The organism is Pseudomonas sp. Sample_24 (assembly GCF_004307605.1).
Lineage (GTDB): Bacteria > Pseudomonadota > Gammaproteobacteria > Pseudomonadales > Pseudomonadaceae > Aquipseudomonas.
This window is the reverse complement of the sequence record NZ_RCNW01000100.1, coordinates 38,924-55,868: the sequence shown is the minus strand read 5'-3', so window position 1 is coordinate 55,868 and position 16,945 is coordinate 38,924. Positions and strand designations below refer to the sequence as shown.

Here is a 16,945-nt window from a genome sequence, read left to right as displayed (position 1 = left end):
GCCGCGTAATCCAGCTCTCGATCAAGTCGAAAGACGATGCTGAAGAGAAAGAAGCAATCCAGAGCTTGAAAGACAAGCCTGCTGCTGACATCGCTGCTGGTCCTACCACTCTGGGCGACCTGTTGCGTGCACAAATGGAAAAACAGAACTAAGTTCTGACTTTCTGTAAAAAGGGCGACTTCGGTCGCCCTTTTTTTTCGCCTGCAATTTGTAGCTTCCCCCCGTAGGTGCTGCCGAAGGCTGCGAACTGTCCGGGTCGTCCACACGATCAGCAAACCCACGAAACCAACACCTCCGTTCAGCTGTCTCTTTCTTTAACAGGATCAACCGCTTATTTGCAGCTAGTCTTACGCTCAAGCGAACCAAGCCAGGGCAGCATGCCTGGCATAAGGAAGTGAATGAACAAGCTCATCGTCGCAATAGCTTTACTGACACTGGCGGGCTGTACCACTAATGCCAAGACCCATGCGGTACGAGGTGTCAGCGGCATTGAGGTTGATTGTTCGGGATTGGGCTCAGGCTGGGAGAAGTGCCAAAAGCGCGCAGCCAAGGAGTGCAAGGGCGCCGGCTATAAAGTCGTCACCCGGTCAGACGATGCAAAGGAAGAGGATGAATTCCCATTCGGCTTCAATCCGGCAGGCTACCTGACACGAACCATGCTGGTCATCTGCAGGTAACGTCGCCAATCAGGATCGGCGTAGTGACACTCAGAACCGCCACCTTCTTGTGCTGGAAGATATGTCAAAACTCGGGCTGTTCAAATTGATGCGGGCGTGCTAAAACCTCTGGAGCGATTTTCCTAGCTGCTTGAAAAAGAAGGGAAAAATATGACGAAGTCGGAGTTGATCGAACGAATTGTCACCCATCAAGGGCTGCTCTCATCCAAGGATGTCGAGCTGGCCATCAAGACCATGCTCGAACAAATGTCCCAATGCCTGGCCACCGGTGATCGGATCGAGATCCGCGGGTTCGGCAGCTTCTCCTTGCACTACCGCGCGCCGCGGGTAGGGCGCAATCCGAAGACTGGTCAGTCGGTTAGCCTGGATGGCAAGTTTGTTCCGCATTTCAAGCCGGGGAAGGAGCTGCGAGATCGCGTGAATGAGGAAGAGGAAGAAGGCCTTTGACAGTCTCTGTGATTCAAGGAGCTGCTGATGCGTAACCTCAAGCGTATATTGCTCGCGGTGTTCATTCTGCTGTTGGTGTTGGCGATCCTGGCGTTTGTCCTCGAGAATCAGCAATCGGTTTCCCTGCTATTCCTTGGCTGGGCGGGGCCGCAGTTACCCGTTTCGTTGGTCATAGTGTTGGCGCTGCTGATCGGCATGGTGATTGGGCCGGTCATTAGCTGGATTTTGGGTCGTGTCTCCAGAGCGTCGCGCAGACGGCTCGTTTGATTGCGGCACTGCAAGTGACAATTAAACGTCAATTACTGCTTGTCCATATCCAATAGTAAAACCGTCATTAAGCTGTAAAATGTTGCGCTTCTCCGATAGTGGCATATTCCCATAACAGTTAAGGCTTTTTCGTCAGAGGTCTCGGCTGGTTTGATGGGTATTGCATTCATGGATCAGGCAGTGCGCGACTTGACGGCTGTCTGCAACTCAAGGGTATGGTTTCGCGTGAAAATTCTTGTTACCGGTGGCGCCGGGTTTATTGGCTCGGCGGTCATTCGTCATATCATTTCCAGCACCAATGACTCTGTCGTTAACGTCGATAAGCTGACTTATGCTGGCAACCTTGAGTCACTGTCTCAAGTTGGTCAGAGCCCGCGTTACGCCTTTGAGCATGTCGACATCTGCGATCGGGATCAGATTAATCGAATCCTGCACGAGCATCAGCCGGACGCGATCATGCATCTGGCTGCTGAGTCGCATGTTGATCGCTCGATCTCTGGCCCATCTGAATTCATCCAGACCAATATTATCGGTACTTATACGTTGCTCGAAGCGGCGCGCCGTTATTGGACTGGGTTGGATGATGTACGCAAGGCCAACTTTCGCTTTCACCATATTTCGACAGATGAAGTCTATGGTGACCTTGATGGCCCAGAAGATCTCTTTACCGAAAACACCCCCTATCAGCCGAGTTCGCCATATTCAGCCAGCAAGGCTAGTTCCGACCATCTGGTTCGTGCCTGGAGCCGTACCTACGGCCTACCCGTACTGGTAACGAATTGCTCGAACAACTATGGCCCTTGCCACTTTCCCGAGAAACTGATCCCGTTGATCATTCTCAATGCGCTAGAGGGCAAACCATTGCCGGTCTACGGTAAGGGCAACCAGGTTCGCGACTGGCTCTACGTTGAAGATCACGCCCGCGCCCTTTACAAAGTGGTAACCGACGGCGTAGTGGGCGAGACATACAACATTGGCGGCCATAACGAAAAGCAAAACATAGAAGTGGTGCGTACTCTCTGTGCGCTGCTCGACGAGCTTCGTCCGGACTCGGCACATCGGCCACATGCCAACCTTATCACCTACGTTCAGGATCGCCCTGGGCACGACCAGCGCTACGCGATCGACGCCAGTAAAATCCAGCGTGAGCTTGGCTGGGTGCCGGAGGAAACCTTCGAGACCGGAATTCGCAAAACCGTCGAATGGTATTTAGAAAATGCTGAGTGGGTTGAGCATGTGAAAAGTGGTAGCTACCAACAATGGATCGATCAGAACTACGCAGGTCGCTCAAACAACGCATGAAAATCCTGCTACTTGGAAAGAACGGTCAGTTGGGGTGGGAGCTGCAACGCTCGCTGCCTCCGCTTGGTGAATTGATTGCCGTGGATCGGCGCGTCACCGATGGTCTTCCCTCGCTGTAAGTGGCAAGGTGTCTTTTGCATGGTTACGCCAGCTATGCGATCGGTTTCGCTCAGGCAAGCGGCGGCAGCTCGCCGTAAAAACGATTAGTCCAGTAGAATCGGCTACCTATCCTGCGCCCGCTCGTCGTCCTCTGAATTTGCGTTTGAATACTAGAAGCTGCGCGAGAATTTTTCTCTACACTTGCCGGATTGGCAAAATGGTGTAAATCGAATGCTTAGGGAAGTTCTTAATAAATGAGCACGATCAATCGTAAAGGCATCATCCTCGCTGGTGGTTCGGGCACGCGTTTGCACCCGCTGACTCTTGGTGTGTCTAAGCAAATGTTGCCTATCTACGACAAACCAATGATTTTCTATCCTCTGTCTGTGCTGATGCTCGCCGGCATCCGGGAAATCTTGATTATCTCCACGCCGGAAGACATACCGAATTTCCGCAAGTTGCTGGGCGATGGCAGCCTTTACGGTATCAAGCTCAGCTATGCCGAACAACCAAGCCCAGATGGCTTGGCGCAAGCTTTCATCATCGGTGAAGAATTCATTGGTGATGACCCGTGCTGCTTGATTCTAGGAGATAACATCTTCTACGGCCAAATTACCGAGCACCTTCGCTCGGCTGGTGATCAGGTACATGGGGCGACCATTTTTGGCTATCACGTCTCAGATCCGGAACGCTTTGGTGTCGTGGAGTTTGATGCAACAGGTCAAGTCTTGAGTATTGAAGAGAAGCCGCAGCACCCCAAGTCCAACTATGCAGTGACTGGCTTGTACTTCTATGACAATCAGGTTGTCGAGATCGCGAAGAACATCAAACCTTCGGCGCGAGGCGAGCTGGAAATTACTGATATCAATCGCGTCTACCTCGAGCAAAAGTCGCTCAAGGTCGAGATGCTCCGGCGCGGGTTTGCTTGGTTGGATACAGGAACCCACGATTCTTTGCTTGAGGCGAGCCACTTCGTACACACAATCGAGAAGCGCCAAGGACTGAAAGTCGCGTGTCTTGAAGAAATTGCCTACAACAAAGGATGGATTTCAGCCGCCGAGTTGCTGGCCCAGGCTGAGCGTCTTGGCAAGACTGGTTACGGTCAGTATCTGGAAAAGCTTCTGGAATCCCATCCGCGCTGATATTTCATCGGTGTTGAGGGTTGATGTTATTTTGATGGCAGATAACAACGCCATTTATTTGTTTTCAAATGATTTTTTCGTCTCCGGTCGGCCCGTGAGTTATTAATCGTCAGTACTAGCTGTAGAATGGTCGACAGAATTGTTAGGCCTGTTGGATACACAGCTGATTCTCAATTGAGTTGCTTGAAACGGTGTGAATATCCGAGAGCCGGTGCCAGGGAGGTTCGTGCAGGCGAAGTGCATCAGGAGGCCCGACAGGATTGTATCAACGTTGAGCAGCCCCAACTGCAATCGCTTCAAGCAATAGCTTGCATTGATTACGATGCAGGAATGACTGGAAACATAACTGAGCCCCGCTTGCTGGTCGCATCTGCCAGAGGAGGGGATTAAGGACCTAGAGCATGGAACTGATTCCCGTAATTTTGTCTGGTGGAGTGGGTAGCCGTTTGTGGCCTGTTTCTCGAGAGGCTCACCCCAAGCCGTTCATGGACTTGCCAGATGGCCAGAATCTCATTCAGAAAACTTTTCTGCGCGCATCGCGCCTGGAAAGCGTGGTAGAGATTCTCACGGTGACCAACCGGGAGCTCTTGTTCAAAACCGAAGACGAATACGGCGCAGTCAATAAAGCCAAGCTTGCGCAAGGTTTCATTCTGGAACCATTCGGCCGCAATACAGCAGCCGCCGTTGCTGCTGCCGCGCTACAACTGGAAGCCTCCCACGGCCCTGATGCCCAGATGCTGGTATTGGCTGCAGATCATCTGATCAAAGATGAAAAAGCTTTTGCTGCTGCCGTGACTAACGCCATGGCGCTCGCCGCCGAAGGATGGCTGGTCACATTCGGCATTCAGCCGACGTATCCCGAAACCGGATTCGGCTACATAGAGGCGCAGAAAGCTGCACCCTTGAAGGGCGGATTGAAGGTAGCCCGCTTCGTCGAAAAGCCTGATCTGGATACAGCCCAAGCCTATGTCAGCGCAGGTAATTATTACTGGAATTCCGGTATGTTCTGTTTTCGGGTCGGCACAGTTCTCGAAGAACTCCGCGAGCATGCACCGGACGTCGTGGCCGCTGTCATCAAGACCATCGAGCAATCGCGTCTTACGTCGTCTTCCAAGTATCGCTGCCTCGCGCTCAACGCTGAAGCATTCGCCGAAGTGCCGGATATTTCCATCGACTACGCGCTGATGGAGCGTTCGTCCAAGGTCGCGACCATTCCATGCGATATCGGTTGGAGTGACATAGGCTCGTGGAATGCCGTCAGTGAGTTGACTGAACCTGATGAGAATGGCAACCGTTTTGAGGGGGAAGTGCTGTCTCACGGGTCGCGCAACAACTATGTGAACAGTGAAGGCCGCCTGACGGCACTGGTGGGTGTTGAAGATCTGCTAGTGATTGATACACCTGACGCAGTGATGATTGCCCACAAAGATCACGCTCAAGACGTAAAACACATAGTCAATCAGCTCAAAGCTTGCAGTCATACGGTTCACCTGCTGCACCGCACCGTGCATCGCCCGTGGGGTACTTACACAACGCTTGAAAACGGCGATCGTTTCAAAATCAAGCGCATTGTGGTGAAGCCGAAGGCGTCGCTGTCCCTGCAAATGCATCATCACCGAAGCGAACACTGGATCGTCGTCAGTGGCATGGCTGTGGTCATCAACGACAAGCAGGAGCTGATGTTGAACACCAATGAGTCGACATTTATCCGTGCGGGCCACCAGCATCGATTGATGAACCCGGGGGTCATAGACCTGGTGCTGATTGAAGTGCAAAGTGGTGATTATCTCGGCGAGGACGATATCGTGCGCTTCGATGATAACTACGGTCGCGCCGACAAGTAACAGGGCCTTGCTCAAGCCAGGTCGGTGAGGTACTCGCCGACCGGGCTTTTTTGCTTTTTATCTAGGCTGATACTTCCGTCTGTCGCAGACGTGTGACTCGCGGTGCGGCATCACTTCATATACCTCAGTAAGAGAGCGGTATGAACACCCCTATCAAAACCCAATGTTTCAAAGCCTATGACATTCGTGGCCAGGTTCCGTCCGATCTCAATGAAGAAGTTGCCTACCGGATTGGTCGAGCCTTGGTTGCCGAATTGCAGGCCAGGAATGTTGTGCTGGGCCGGGATATGCGCCTCGAAAGCCCAATGCTGGCAGAGGCGATGACTCGTGGGTTGCTTGAGGCAGGCGCGAATGTCATCGATATAGGGTTGTGCGGCACCGAGGAAGTCTACTTTGCCACCAGTGCGTTTGGAGCTGACGGCGGCGTGATGATCACTGCAAGCCACAATCCCAAGGGCTACAACGGGATGAAGCTGGTAAAGGCGCAATCTCGGCCGATCAGTGGTGATACCGGTCTCCATGCCATACGCGACCGTGTGGAAGCAGGGGATCTGGGAGCGTTGGCGACAACTCCCGGCAAGATTCAATACGAATTGGATAAGTCTCGCTACATCGAGCATCTGCTTTCTTACGTCAATGTCGACAATCTGAAGCCATTGAAAATACTGGCCGACCCGGGCAATGGCGCAGCTGGGCCGGTATTGCAACAATTGGTTTCGAGGCTGCCTTTCGAATGGGTGATGATCAATGCTGAACCCGATGGCAATTTTCCGAACGGTGTACCTAACCCGTTGCTGCCGGAAAATCGTGACCTGACACGGCTATCCTTGCTGGAAAACGGCTGCGATCTGGGGTTGGCTTGGGATGGCGATTTCGACCGTTGCTTCTTTTTTGACCAGAATGGTCGATTCATCGAAGGTTATTACCTGGTAGGGCTGCTGGCAGAAATGCTGCTGAAAAAGAACCCGGGGTCGAAGATCATTCATGACCCGCGGCTGACATGGAACACCATCGATCAGGTTCGATTGGCGGGCGGTGTTTCAGTACAATGCAAAACTGGTCACGCCTTTATCAAGGAGCGCATGCGCCTGGAAAATGCAATCTATGGTGGTGAAATGAGTGCCCACCATTATTTCCGGGATTTTGCTTATTGTGACAGCGGCATGATTCCCTGGCTGCTGGTGACTGCGTTGATGTCTGCCTCGGGTAAAAATCTGGCCCAGCTTGTTGATGAGCGCATTGCCGCCTATCCATGCAGTGGCGAAATCAACTACCGAGTGAGCAACGTGGCAGCAGCACTGGAAGAGGTCTTGAAGCATTATTTGCCTCAGTCACCTCAACTGGACGAAACGGATGGAATTAGCCTGGATTTCTCTGATTGGCGTTTCAATCTGCGAGGTTCCAATACCGAACCCTTGTTGAGACTGAATGTGGAGAGCAGAAGGGATCCGGCGCTGGTAGCTACAAAAGTCAAAGAAATTGAGGGATTGCTGAACAGTAAATATATGGAATGAAAAAAACGGTTCTCACTTCCGAATGGAAGGTGAGAGGGCGGCAATGAGTTGGCTCTCTGATAGAGACTTACTGTTCGATTGATTAATTTAAATTGGTGAAAAAATGAGCGACAAGAAAGTAGCGTTGATTACGGGTATTACTGGTCAAGATGGGGCTTACCTCGCTGAGTTCCTGCTCAAAAAAGGTTATTCGGTACACGGCATCAAGCGCCGTGCCTCGCTGTTCAATACTCACCGTATTGACCACCTTTACCACGACCCGCATAAGAAAGGCTACGATCTGAATCTGCACTACGGTGACCTGACCGATTCGAGCAGCCTGATCCGCATCGTGCAGGAAGTCCAACCCGATGAAGTTTACAACCTCGGGGCGCAGAGCCACGTTGCTGTATCCTTCGAGTCGCCAGAATACACCGCTGACACGGATGCCATGGGTACACTGCGCATTCTGGAAGCAATCCGTATCGCCGGCCTTGAAAAGAAGACCAAGTTCTATCAGGCATCGACTTCTGAGCTTTACGGTCTGGTGCAGGAAATTCCTCAGAAAGAGACTACTCCTTTCTATCCACGCTCCCCATATGCCGTCGCCAAGATGTACGCCTACTGGATCACCGTGAACTATCGCGAGTCCTACGGTATGTATGCTTGCAACGGTATTCTCTTCAACCACGAATCGCCAATTCGCGGTGAAACATTCGTAACTCGCAAAATCACACGTGCTTTGGCACGAATCAAGGTCGGTCTGCAAGACTGCCTGTACCTCGGTAACATGGACGCCCTGCGTGACTGGGGTCATGCCCGTGATTACGTAGAAATGCAATGGCTCATGTTGCAACAGGAAACGCCAGACGACTTCGTGATCGCGACAGGTGAACAGCATTCTGTTCGCGAGTTTGTCGAGGTTGCTGCGAAAGAAATCGACATCAAGATTCGTTGGGAAGGTACGGGTGTAGACGAGAAAGGTTACGACGTCGCTACCAACCAATGCATCGTTGCCGTCGACCCGCGTTATTTCCGTCCTGCCGAAGTTGAGACGCTGCTGGGTGACCCAAGCAAAGCCAAGGCAAAATTGGGCTGGGAGCCAACTACCTCCTTCAATGAGTTGGTAGAAGAAATGATGCGTGAAGATCTGCGTGAAGCCAAACGCGACAAGCTGGTCGCTGAACACGGCTTTAAATATTTCCAAGGTCAGGAATAAAGGGGGCTGGGATGATTCCTGTATATCAGCCCTTCCTGGGCGGCCGCGAAAAGGAATACGTAAACCAGTGTCTCGATTCGACCTGGATTTCTTCTCGTGGAGAATTTATCTCCCGTTTTGAGAGCGAGTTCGCCCGTTACATTGGTGCAGAACACGCGACCACAGTGAGCAATGGCACCGTAGCTCTTCACCTGGCAATGGCAGCATTGGGGCTTGGGCCTGGCGATGAAGTGATTGTTCCGACACTGACCTATGTCGCGTCGGTCAACACCATCATGCAGACCGGGGCGAAAGTCGTGTACGCCGAATCGTTGGCGGATACCTGGAACGTCGACATTGCTGACATTCGCAGTCGTATCACGCCAAAAACCAAAGCGGTCATGGTCGTGCACTTGTACGGCTTGAGCTGTGACATGGACGAAGTCGTCGCGCTTTGCAAAGAGCACAATCTGCTGCTGATCGAAGACTGCGCAGAAGCTTTTGGCTCTCTGTACAAAGATCAGCATGTTGGCACCTTTGGCGATGTCGCTACCTTCAGTTTCTTCGGCAACAAAACCATTACCACCGGTGAAGGTGGAATGGTGGTTTGCAAGAACAAGGACATTCACGAAAGAGCCTGCCATCTCAAGAGTCAAGGCGTCTCCAAGACCCGGGAATACTGGCACGACGAGTTGGCTTACAACTATCGGATGACCAATATCTGCGCGGCCATTGGCCTCGCTCAATTGGAACGTGCTGACGAGATCATTGCACTCAAGCGGCAGGTCGCGGACTGGTACCGTGAAGCACTTGAAGGGCTTCCATTGCAGATGCACGCAGAGCAGCCAGGAACCCGTCACTCCTACTGGATGTGCTCGGTAGTGCTGGATGATGCGAGCAAGCGTCAGGCGCTGCGTGATCATTTGAAGAGCAAAGGTATCGAGACACGCCCATTGTTCGCTCCCGCTAACACCATGCCGCATTGCAAAACGGACGAGACTTTTCCGGTCGCGCAGGATCTTAGCTCGCGTGGGATGAACCTTCCGAGTTATCCGACTCTGACTCGTGAGCAGGTGCAGCAAGTAGTAGAAGAGATTCGATCTTACTTTGCCAGCTGATGATGCGCTTGAATTGAGGCTGGCAACAGCCTCAATTTTTATAAGAATTCAAAGAGGACGAATAATGTCCAGGCTTTCGAATTTAATTATTCAGGGGAAGTAATGTTTTCGTATTTTTCGCGCGTTTGGGCTGCTCGATACTTTTGGGTGCATCTTGCACTGGCTGATTTGCGTTCCCGCTGGCGCAGGTCGTTTTTTGGTGTGACATGGTCAATTATTCAACCATTGGGCATGACCGTACTCCTGACGCTTGTATTTAGCAAACTGTTCAATACGGATGTATTAACCTACGCCCCCTATGTTCTTTCTGGGATAGTCGTGTGGGAATTTATTTCGGCTAATACTATTGGCGGCTCTTTGTCATTCGTTCAAGCGGATGCCTACATAAAACAATGTAATCATCCTTTGGCAATTTATACCCTGCGTACGGTAATTGGTAGTTCAATCGTGCTCATGCTGGCCAGCGTTTCTCTCTATCTCTGGGTCGCAATCATGATGCCTCAGAATTTCGGTTGGAGTTGGTTGGCGACCCTAACGATATTCCCCATCGTTGCTTTGATAGCATGGCCCGTGTCAACTCTACTCTCCTATATCAGCACCCGTTTTCGCGACGTTCCCCATGCGCTCGGCCTGGTTATGCAGTCTTTGTGGTTTGTATCCCCGGTGTACTTTGAAGCAAAAATGTTTCAGAACGGCGGACTGCATGCCCTGATCGACTACAATCCGATCTATCACATTCTTCAGTTGTTTAGAGCGCCTCTATTACAAGGGGAATGGCCAACGTTGGCTAACTATTCCTACAGTTTAGGGACCGCTTTGTTTTTTGGCTTGATCGCGATGTGTGTTGGTTACAAAGCAGAGCGGAAGGTGATTTTTTACCTATGAGAATGAATAAGATCAATCAGATCAATGTAAAAAATGTGAATCTCCATTATGCAGCCGCTGCTTACAAGGAGCGTTCGTTAAAGTCGTTGTTGGCGAATATCTTCTCAAAAAAAGACGCTGATAATCATGTAGCTGATATTCATGCGCTGAAGAATATAAATGTTCAAATTGTCAGTGGCGAGCGTGTAGGGCTTCTTGGTCATAATGGCGCGGGTAAGAGTACATTCCTCAAGACTGTTGCCGGCTTGTATCCTATCTCCAGCGGCGAACTGAATGTGCAAGGCCAGGTTCGTTCCTTGTTCGACTTAAGCTTGGGTTTTGAACCTGATGCGACAGGGCGGGAAAATATCCTTTATCGAGGTTTGTTGCTTGGTCTGTCACCCAAATTTATGCGTGAGAAAATCGACGAAATCGTCGAGTTTGCTGATTTGGGCGAATTTATTGATTACCCTATTAAAACATATTCTGCCGGGATGCAAGTGCGACTTGCGTTCGCTATTTCCACCACGGTGGGCGGCGACATATTGTTGCTGGATGAAGTTATTGGTGCGGGCGATGCCAACTTTATGGCAAAGGCGAAAGTAAGAATAACCAGTCTGATCGAAAAAGCAGAAATTCTCGTTCTTGCCTCTCATGACTTTGGAGCCTTGCAATCCATCTGTACCCGAGGATTGGTATTTCATCATGGTGAGTTGCTGTTCGATGGTAAAATCACTGACGCAATTGCTGAATACAAGAAGATAAATGGACTTGCTGATGCAAACTAAACCGCTTCGTGTGATGTGGCTGCTGAATCATGGTGCGGCTCGTAAATTCGAGCTTGAAATGCTTAGGTCTCTGGGCGTCAATGAGTTTTTTTTGCCAAAGTCATTTCCACAGGAAATCGGTTTTCGTTCGGCTAGCATTGATTATTCTGAAGATGCGAATCTTACTATTCCAACTGAAGATCTGGAAGTATTGAACCAGCAGAATTGGTATGTGGCACCTTCCAAAGAAGCTTGGGATATTGCCAATAAATACTTTGATATCTGTTTTTTCATCTGCCATTCGAAAGGCTTCATGAATGAAGTATCGAGATCATTTACCGGTGCGGCTATCTGGCGTGCTTATGGCCTGGATAAAACACTAAGTTATTCAGAAGTGGTTAAGGTTTTATCTCTAGGTACACAGTCTGTCAAGAAGCTCGGTCGACGGCTTTGGTTGGGGATAGCCTACGACCATCTGGCTGACTCGGAGCCCATGTATCTACAAAAACGAAAGGCTTTTTTACCACTGGGCCTTAACAACTGTGCGATCAATGATGTCTGGAACGGAAAGCAGAAGCACATTTTTTTCGTGTGCCCGGACATTGGTTTCAGTAGCTACTATAAAAAAGTATACGAAGATTTCGTTTCGGACATGCAGGGGATGCCCTACAAAATCGGCGGTTCGCAGCCGATTGAAGTGGACGATCCAAATGTGCTGGGATTTGTCACCCACGAAGAACATGAACGCAATATGAGAGAGTCGCGAGTCATGTTTTATCATTCAAGCGAACCCAATCATATTCATTATCATCCTTTCGAAGCCATCCGCGTCGGCATGCCACTAGTCTTCATGAGTGGTGGCATTCTTGATCGAATGGGGGGAGCGACCCTTCCTGGTCGATGCGAGTCTGTCAAAGAAGCGAGAGAGAAAATTCGTCGCATCTTGAATGATGATTCGAAATTTATCGAGCAAGTGCGTAAAAGTCAGGCGCTACTGCTGGAGCCGATGCGGGCAGAGAACTGTGAAGCCGCTTGGATAAGCAGCTTCAAGGAGATTCTGCAAGAGCTGGAAGTCAGTCGCTTGGAACAAAGCCAGCGACCAGTCAAACGCAAGAAAATCGCAGTGGTAGTCCCTGTCGAATATCGAGGGGGAAGCCTTCGTGGGGCCCACCTGCTAGCGGAAGCATTGCATGAAGGAAGCAGGCAGTGGGGGGAAGATGTCGACGTTGTCCTCCTGCATTTGAAGTCTGCTGATGATGAGGCAGAAGTTCCTACCGATCAGGATGAGAGAATTCAGCTTCGCACCTTTCACTGGAAAACCCTCGACGCGCAAACCGCACGCAGAGCCATGCGATACGCAGGCCACGACGGCTGGGAACCTGACTCCGTGAGATATGTTGTTCCGGATGATGGCATTAAACAGCTTCTGGACTGCGACGCGTGGATCATAGTCTCTGATCGTGTTCAAGCTCCGTTAGTGCCTTTGCGGCCCTGCATTTTCATGGTCTATGACTACCTCCAGCGCTATGAAAAGGTACTGTCGAAAAGTGGAGATGAACACTTTATCAGCGCTGTGCGTCGGGCGCAGAAGCTTCTTGTAACGACTGAATTTACGAAACAGGACGCCATTCAGTACGCAGGCGTTGAAGTGAATCGAATCGCTAAGGTGCCTATGCTGGCTCCTGACTTTTCAAAAGTTGGACCTGGGATATTGTCGGCACCCGACCAGCCCTATTTCTTGTGGACAACTAATGCCGGCGCGCATAAAAATCATGTGAACGCACTGAAGGCGCTCAAATTTTATTACGAGGCGCTGGGAGGTCAATTCTTCTGTCATGTGACGGGTGTGAACACTGACAATATGCTAGAGAGTAGTGAACCGCACCTTAAGTCCCTTTCTGCATTGGTTAATGCAAGCGCCGCATTATGGGAGAAAGTTAAGTGGCTTGGTGAACTCCCTGACTTTGAATACCGTTGTACATTGGCGAATGCAACGTTTCTATGGCATGCCGGTAAAATTGACAACGGTTCATTCAGTGTTGTTGAGGCCGCTAGCTTAGGTGTGCCGGCATTAAGCAGTGACTATCCCGCCATGCGTGAGATGGACATTCAATTTTCACTGCAGTTGTCCTGGATGAATGCCTCCGACTATAAAGAGATGGCGCACCAGTTAAAAGATATGGAATTGACTTACTTGTCCAAGAAGGCCCTGCTTCCATCGCCTGAGGTATTGGCAGAACAAGGCGTTGAGAAGTTGGCGGCACAATATTGGGGAGTCATACGAGAGTGTCTATAAATAAATATGGTATTTACCTGGCCTACGCGCCAGGGTTGGATTTGCGCCATGAAGGATTGGGTAGATACCTCGCTGCCTTTCTGAAAGGTGCAAGCGACCGAGAAGACGTGGGCTTTGTCCTGGTGTGCCCGAGTTGGTCGAAAGAAGGCCTTGAAGATCTATTTCGCAGCGAAGGGGTCTCACAGGAGCGCTTTGAATTAGTTTCCCCCTCGAAAAAGCCGATGGTGTTACGCATTTACGAAGCTTACATAGCCCGAAAGAAACGTAAGCGCAAGCCTGGACTGTTCAAAAGGCTTTCCAATGGCGTCTCAGCGATTAAAAAAGCTGCCATTGATCACGTTGAGCAGCAGTTAGTTACGACAAACTCGTACTTGGGCTTGGCGGTGTTGCTGATAGAAGGGCTTGTTCTTGCAGGCCTTGCGCTTTTGATTAGCCCAATCATTATCCTGGGGTTGGTTGTTCTTTTTTTAATAAAATTTAAGTTTGTTTTCAAACGACTTTCCCGGCCTTTTCGGCGCCATTTATCACGGGCCCGAGGGGCAGTTGGACAGCCTAAGGACGACGCTTTTATTTTTCGACTGTATAAGCGGATGGAGAGAATCGAGTCAGAGCGGATGCTTCACTTGATTGATAGCCTGGCTGATGTGAAAGCTTGGTACAGTCCTACTGCTTTTTGGCCCGCCTTCAACAAAATAGATCGTCCACGTCTGATGTGTGTGCCGGATGTAGTGCTATCGGATTTCCCCGTCGGTTTCTCTAGTGTGGGAGGCGAACGCTTTTTGCAAACCTATGAGGATGTTCGCCGATCGATTCAGACTGGACAGCATTACGTCACTTACAGCAACGCGATCAAGTGGGACACGCTGGTCGAACAGTATTCGATACGCGCTTCTAATGTATCGGTGATTCACCATGCCCCGAACATGTTGAACCAATGGGTCACAACCCGAGGATTTGCGGATCTGGAAGCGACGTCGCTTCATTATTCACAAACGCTTCTTAGTAGTGCGATGCGCAAGTCCTCCAATAAGAACTATACGGTGGGTTTTGCAAATGCATCGTTCAAATTTATATTTTATGCAAGTCAGTTTAGGCCGAACAAAAACCTGCTGATGTTACTGCGGGCCTACGAGTTTCTTCTAAGAAAAAAATATATCAGTCACAAGCTGATTTTGACCGGTGATCCTGAGCGTTATCCGGCGGTCAAAAAGTTCATTGCCGAACACGGCTTGGAGAACGACATTTTATGCTTGCACGGTTTGACGGTGCAGGAGCTTGCTGCCTGTTATAAGTTGGCAGATCTGGCAGTCAACCCTAGCCTGAGTGAAGGGGGATGCCCATTCACCTTTACCGAGGCTCTGTCCGTAGATACGCCTGTGGTCATGGCTCGAATCGCGGTGACTGAGGAAATACTCAATCAGCCAGAACTTCAGGAAACGACATTTTTTGACCCGTTTGATTGGGAAGATATGTCACGTCGTATTGACTGGGCGCTTTCTCATCGAGAAGAGCTTCTGACACTGCAGAAAACTATCTATCAAAGCCTGATTCAGCGAACCTGGACGGATGTTGTGAACGAGCACATCACGGTCCTTGAATCGATTTCCGCGGGCGACGGTATCCCTTCGGAGGTCACTGCATGACTTCAACCACAGGGCTGTTGATTCTAGGGTTTGGCGGGCATGCCCGGAGCGTGGCTGATGTCGCACTTGCATCGGGTATCACGCAATTGTGCTTTATCGACGCCAACGCCAGACCAGGTGAGTCGTTTTGTTCGTTTCCCGTGAAAGCGTCCGTGGATTTTGAGCTGCCTGAGGATTGGTCAGTCATTCCCGCCGCGGGAGACAACAAAAAACGAATAGAACAATGCGGATGGGTCATTCAACAGGGATGGCCTTTAGCAACTCTCATCTCTCCCAGTGCCACGATAGGTGTTGGAGCCCAAATTGGTGAGGGGAGTTTTATTGCTCATCACGCTCATATCGGGCCAATGGCTTCCGTCGGACGTGGTTGTATTATCAACACTGGTGCAATTGTCGAGCATGAGTGCGTAGTGGGTGACTACAACCACATTTCCGTTGGCGCTGTGGTCGCCGGTCGGAGCCGTGTCGGCGATCGCTGCTTCCTGGGGGCGGGCTCAACGGTGATCGACGGACTGCAGGTGGCAGACGATGTCATGCTGGGCGCCGGTGCGTGCGCCCATCGCAATCTGGAAAAGGCCGGTACTTACGTGGGAGTTCCTGCGAAGTTTTTGGGGCACAAATCTTGAAAATCCTGCATTTTTTCAAGACTTACTACCCGGATACCATGGGCGGTATAGAGCAGGTTATCTTTCAGCTCGCTGAGGGGGGGATACAGCACGGTATGGCGTCTGAAGTCCTGTACCTTAGCCCCCGTGGCGCAATGCGCAACGAACGGCTCGGAAACCATATTACCCACCGGTCATATGAAAACCTTCAGATCGCTTCCACCGGCTTTTCAATCGGCGCGATCAAGGACTTCATCGAACTCGCAGAGCAAGCCGATGTTATCCATTACCATTTTCCATGGCCATTCATGGACATGGTCCACTTTCTTTCCAGAGTGAAGAAGCCGACCGTTGTTACTTATCATTCGGATATCGTGAAGCAGCAGACGTTGCTCCGACTCTATAATCCGCTCTTGCACGCATTTCTCCGAAATGTCGACGTTATCGTTGCCTCTTCACCCAACTATGTCGCCAGTAGCGAGACACTGGGTAAGTACGTGGATAAAGTCAGAGTAATCCCGATCGGCATCGATCGCAAAACATACCCTGTGGTGACTGACGCGTCGCTGGCTCATTGGCGTGAGACAGTAGGTGAGCGCTTCTTCCTGTTTGTTGGGGCACTCCGCTATTACAAAGGCCTCGACTTTCTTCTGGAAGCTGCTCAGCAAACAAAGCTGCCGATCGTGATCATGGGCAAAGGCCCCATGGAAATGGCACTGAAACAGAAAGCCAAAGAGGCGAACCTGGATAATGTCTTTTTTGTCGGTGGCCTTCCGGACGCTGACAAGGCCGCTCTGATGACCTTGTGTTTCGCTTTGGTTTTTCCTTCCCACCTCAGGTCTGAAGCCTTCGGGATCACCCTGCTCGAAGGGGCGATGTACGGGAAACCATTGATTTCCTGCGAGATAGGAACCGGTACCACGTACATTAACATCGAGGGTGAGACGGGCTATGTAGCGCTGCCGGGAGACAGTGCATCTCTGGCCAGTGCTATGACGAAGTTATGGAATGACCCATTGGGCGCGGCAAAAATGGGCGAGAATGCTCTAAAGCGATATGAAGAATATTTTAAGGCTGATGATATGGTTAAGTCTTATATTCAAACATATCACTCATTGTTGACGTGATGGGCGTGGGTGTCGGGTCTATAGCTCAGAACATAGCACTGATATTGCGTACTTAA

General features: G+C 50.6%; 15 protein-coding genes and 2 pseudogenes. All 17 read left to right on the top strand.

Features of this window, described 5'->3' with window-relative positions:
* The first annotated feature begins 398 nt into the window (after positions 1-398).
* The 17 genes and pseudogenes from D8V06_RS04875 to D8V06_RS04795 all read left to right on the top strand — a co-directional run bounded on the left by D8V06_RS04875 (position 399) and on the right by D8V06_RS04795 (position 16,889).
* Positions 399-677, top strand: coding sequence for a hypothetical protein (locus D8V06_RS04875; protein ID WP_056856453.1), 279 nt, complete (start codon positions 399-401; stop codon positions 675-677).
* 150 nt (positions 678-827) lie between these two features.
* Positions 828-1,124 (top strand): integration host factor subunit beta, encoded by a 297-nt coding sequence (gene ihfB / locus D8V06_RS04870; protein ID WP_007899751.1) that lies wholly within the window; start codon positions 828-830, stop codon positions 1,122-1,124.
* A gap of 27 nt (positions 1,125-1,151) precedes the next feature.
* A complete protein-coding gene (locus D8V06_RS04865) occupies positions 1,152-1,391 on the top strand; it encodes a LapA family protein (RefSeq protein WP_130908549.1) in 240 nt (79 codons plus the stop codon).
* Between the two features lie 225 nt (positions 1,392-1,616).
* Entirely contained in the window at positions 1,617-2,693 is a 1,077-nt protein-coding gene (gene rfbB, locus D8V06_RS04860) for a dTDP-glucose 4,6-dehydratase (protein ID WP_177434370.1), read from the top strand.
* Positions 2,690-2,800, top strand: a pseudogene (locus tag D8V06_RS04855) (sugar nucleotide-binding protein); the annotation flags it as partial. The gene rfbB and the pseudogene D8V06_RS04855, both read left to right, overlap by 4 nt.
* Positions 2,801-2,830: 30 nt before the next feature.
* Positions 2,831-3,050, top strand: a pseudogene (locus tag D8V06_RS30740) (sugar nucleotide-binding protein); the annotation flags it as partial.
* Positions 3,047-3,934, top strand: coding sequence for a glucose-1-phosphate thymidylyltransferase RfbA (gene rfbA / locus D8V06_RS04845; protein ID WP_130904140.1), 888 nt, complete (start codon positions 3,047-3,049; stop codon positions 3,932-3,934). The pseudogene D8V06_RS30740 and the gene rfbA, both read left to right, overlap by 4 nt.
* Positions 3,935-4,335: 401 nt before the next feature.
* Positions 4,336-5,778 (top strand): mannose-1-phosphate guanylyltransferase/mannose-6-phosphate isomerase, encoded by a 1,443-nt coding sequence (locus D8V06_RS04840; RefSeq protein ID WP_130904139.1) that lies wholly within the window; start codon positions 4,336-4,338, stop codon positions 5,776-5,778.
* A gap of 140 nt (positions 5,779-5,918) precedes the next feature.
* Positions 5,919-7,292 (top strand): phosphomannomutase, encoded by a 1,374-nt coding sequence (locus D8V06_RS04835; RefSeq protein WP_130904138.1) that lies wholly within the window; start codon positions 5,919-5,921, stop codon positions 7,290-7,292.
* Positions 7,293-7,395: 103 nt separating this feature from the next.
* Positions 7,396-8,490, top strand: a complete 1,095-nt coding sequence (gmd, locus tag D8V06_RS04830) for a GDP-mannose 4,6-dehydratase (RefSeq protein WP_130904137.1) — start codon at positions 7,396-7,398, stop codon at positions 8,488-8,490.
* A gap of 11 nt (positions 8,491-8,501) precedes the next feature.
* The gene (locus tag D8V06_RS04825; RefSeq protein ID WP_130908551.1) at positions 8,502-9,587 is read left to right on the top strand and encodes a DegT/DnrJ/EryC1/StrS aminotransferase family protein; all 1,086 of its coding nucleotides are present in this window, start codon (positions 8,502-8,504) and stop codon (positions 9,585-9,587) included.
* A gap of 102 nt (positions 9,588-9,689) precedes the next feature.
* Entirely contained in the window at positions 9,690-10,472 is a 783-nt protein-coding gene (locus tag D8V06_RS04820; protein ID WP_130904135.1) for an ABC transporter permease, read from the top strand.
* The gene (locus D8V06_RS04815) at positions 10,469-11,239 is read left to right on the top strand and encodes an ABC transporter ATP-binding protein (RefSeq protein WP_130904134.1); all 771 of its coding nucleotides are present in this window, start codon (positions 10,469-10,471) and stop codon (positions 11,237-11,239) included. Before D8V06_RS04820 ends, D8V06_RS04815 begins: the two co-directional genes overlap by 4 nt.
* Positions 11,217-13,514, top strand: a complete 2,298-nt coding sequence (locus tag D8V06_RS04810) for a glycosyltransferase (RefSeq protein ID WP_241667775.1) — start codon at positions 11,217-11,219, stop codon at positions 13,512-13,514. The genes D8V06_RS04815 and D8V06_RS04810 overlap by 23 nt, the downstream gene beginning before the upstream one ends.
* Positions 13,505-15,157 (top strand): glycosyltransferase, encoded by a 1,653-nt coding sequence (locus D8V06_RS04805; RefSeq protein WP_241667774.1) that lies wholly within the window; start codon positions 13,505-13,507, stop codon positions 15,155-15,157. Before D8V06_RS04810 ends, D8V06_RS04805 begins: the two co-directional genes overlap by 10 nt.
* Positions 15,154-15,783, top strand: coding sequence for an acetyltransferase (locus tag D8V06_RS04800; protein ID WP_130904133.1), 630 nt, complete (start codon positions 15,154-15,156; stop codon positions 15,781-15,783). Before D8V06_RS04805 ends, D8V06_RS04800 begins: the two co-directional genes overlap by 4 nt.
* Entirely contained in the window at positions 15,777-16,889 is a 1,113-nt protein-coding gene (locus D8V06_RS04795; protein WP_277751288.1) for a glycosyltransferase family 4 protein, read from the top strand. The genes D8V06_RS04800 and D8V06_RS04795 overlap by 7 nt, the downstream gene beginning before the upstream one ends.
* Positions 16,890-16,945 lie beyond the last annotated feature (56 nt).

Bases quoted from the DNA above. Each gene is read 5' to 3' on its own strand.
- D8V06_RS04875 (WP_056856453.1), top strand. From the start codon at position 399: ATGAACAAGCTCATCGTCGCAATAGCTTTACTGACACTGGCGGGCTGT.
- ihfB (WP_007899751.1), top strand. From the start codon at position 828: ATGACGAAGTCGGAGTTGATCGAACGAATTGTCACCCATCAAGGGCTG.
- D8V06_RS04865 (WP_130908549.1), top strand. From the start codon at position 1,152: ATGCGTAACCTCAAGCGTATATTGCTCGCGGTGTTCATTCTGCTGTTG.
- rfbA (WP_130904140.1), top strand. From the start codon at position 3,047: ATGAGCACGATCAATCGTAAAGGCATCATCCTCGCTGGTGGTTCGGGC.
- D8V06_RS04840 (WP_130904139.1), top strand. From the start codon at position 4,336: ATGGAACTGATTCCCGTAATTTTGTCTGGTGGAGTGGGTAGCCGTTTG.
- D8V06_RS04835 (WP_130904138.1), top strand. From the start codon at position 5,919: ATGAACACCCCTATCAAAACCCAATGTTTCAAAGCCTATGACATTCGT.
- gmd (WP_130904137.1), top strand. From the start codon at position 7,396: ATGAGCGACAAGAAAGTAGCGTTGATTACGGGTATTACTGGTCAAGAT.
- D8V06_RS04825 (WP_130908551.1), top strand. From the start codon at position 8,502: ATGATTCCTGTATATCAGCCCTTCCTGGGCGGCCGCGAAAAGGAATAC.
- D8V06_RS04820 (WP_130904135.1), top strand. From the start codon at position 9,690: ATGTTTTCGTATTTTTCGCGCGTTTGGGCTGCTCGATACTTTTGGGTG.
- D8V06_RS04815 (WP_130904134.1), top strand. From the start codon at position 10,469: ATGAGAATGAATAAGATCAATCAGATCAATGTAAAAAATGTGAATCTC.
- D8V06_RS04810 (WP_241667775.1), top strand. From the start codon at position 11,217: ATGGACTTGCTGATGCAAACTAAACCGCTTCGTGTGATGTGGCTGCTG.
- D8V06_RS04800 (WP_130904133.1), top strand. From the start codon at position 15,154: ATGACTTCAACCACAGGGCTGTTGATTCTAGGGTTTGGCGGGCATGCC.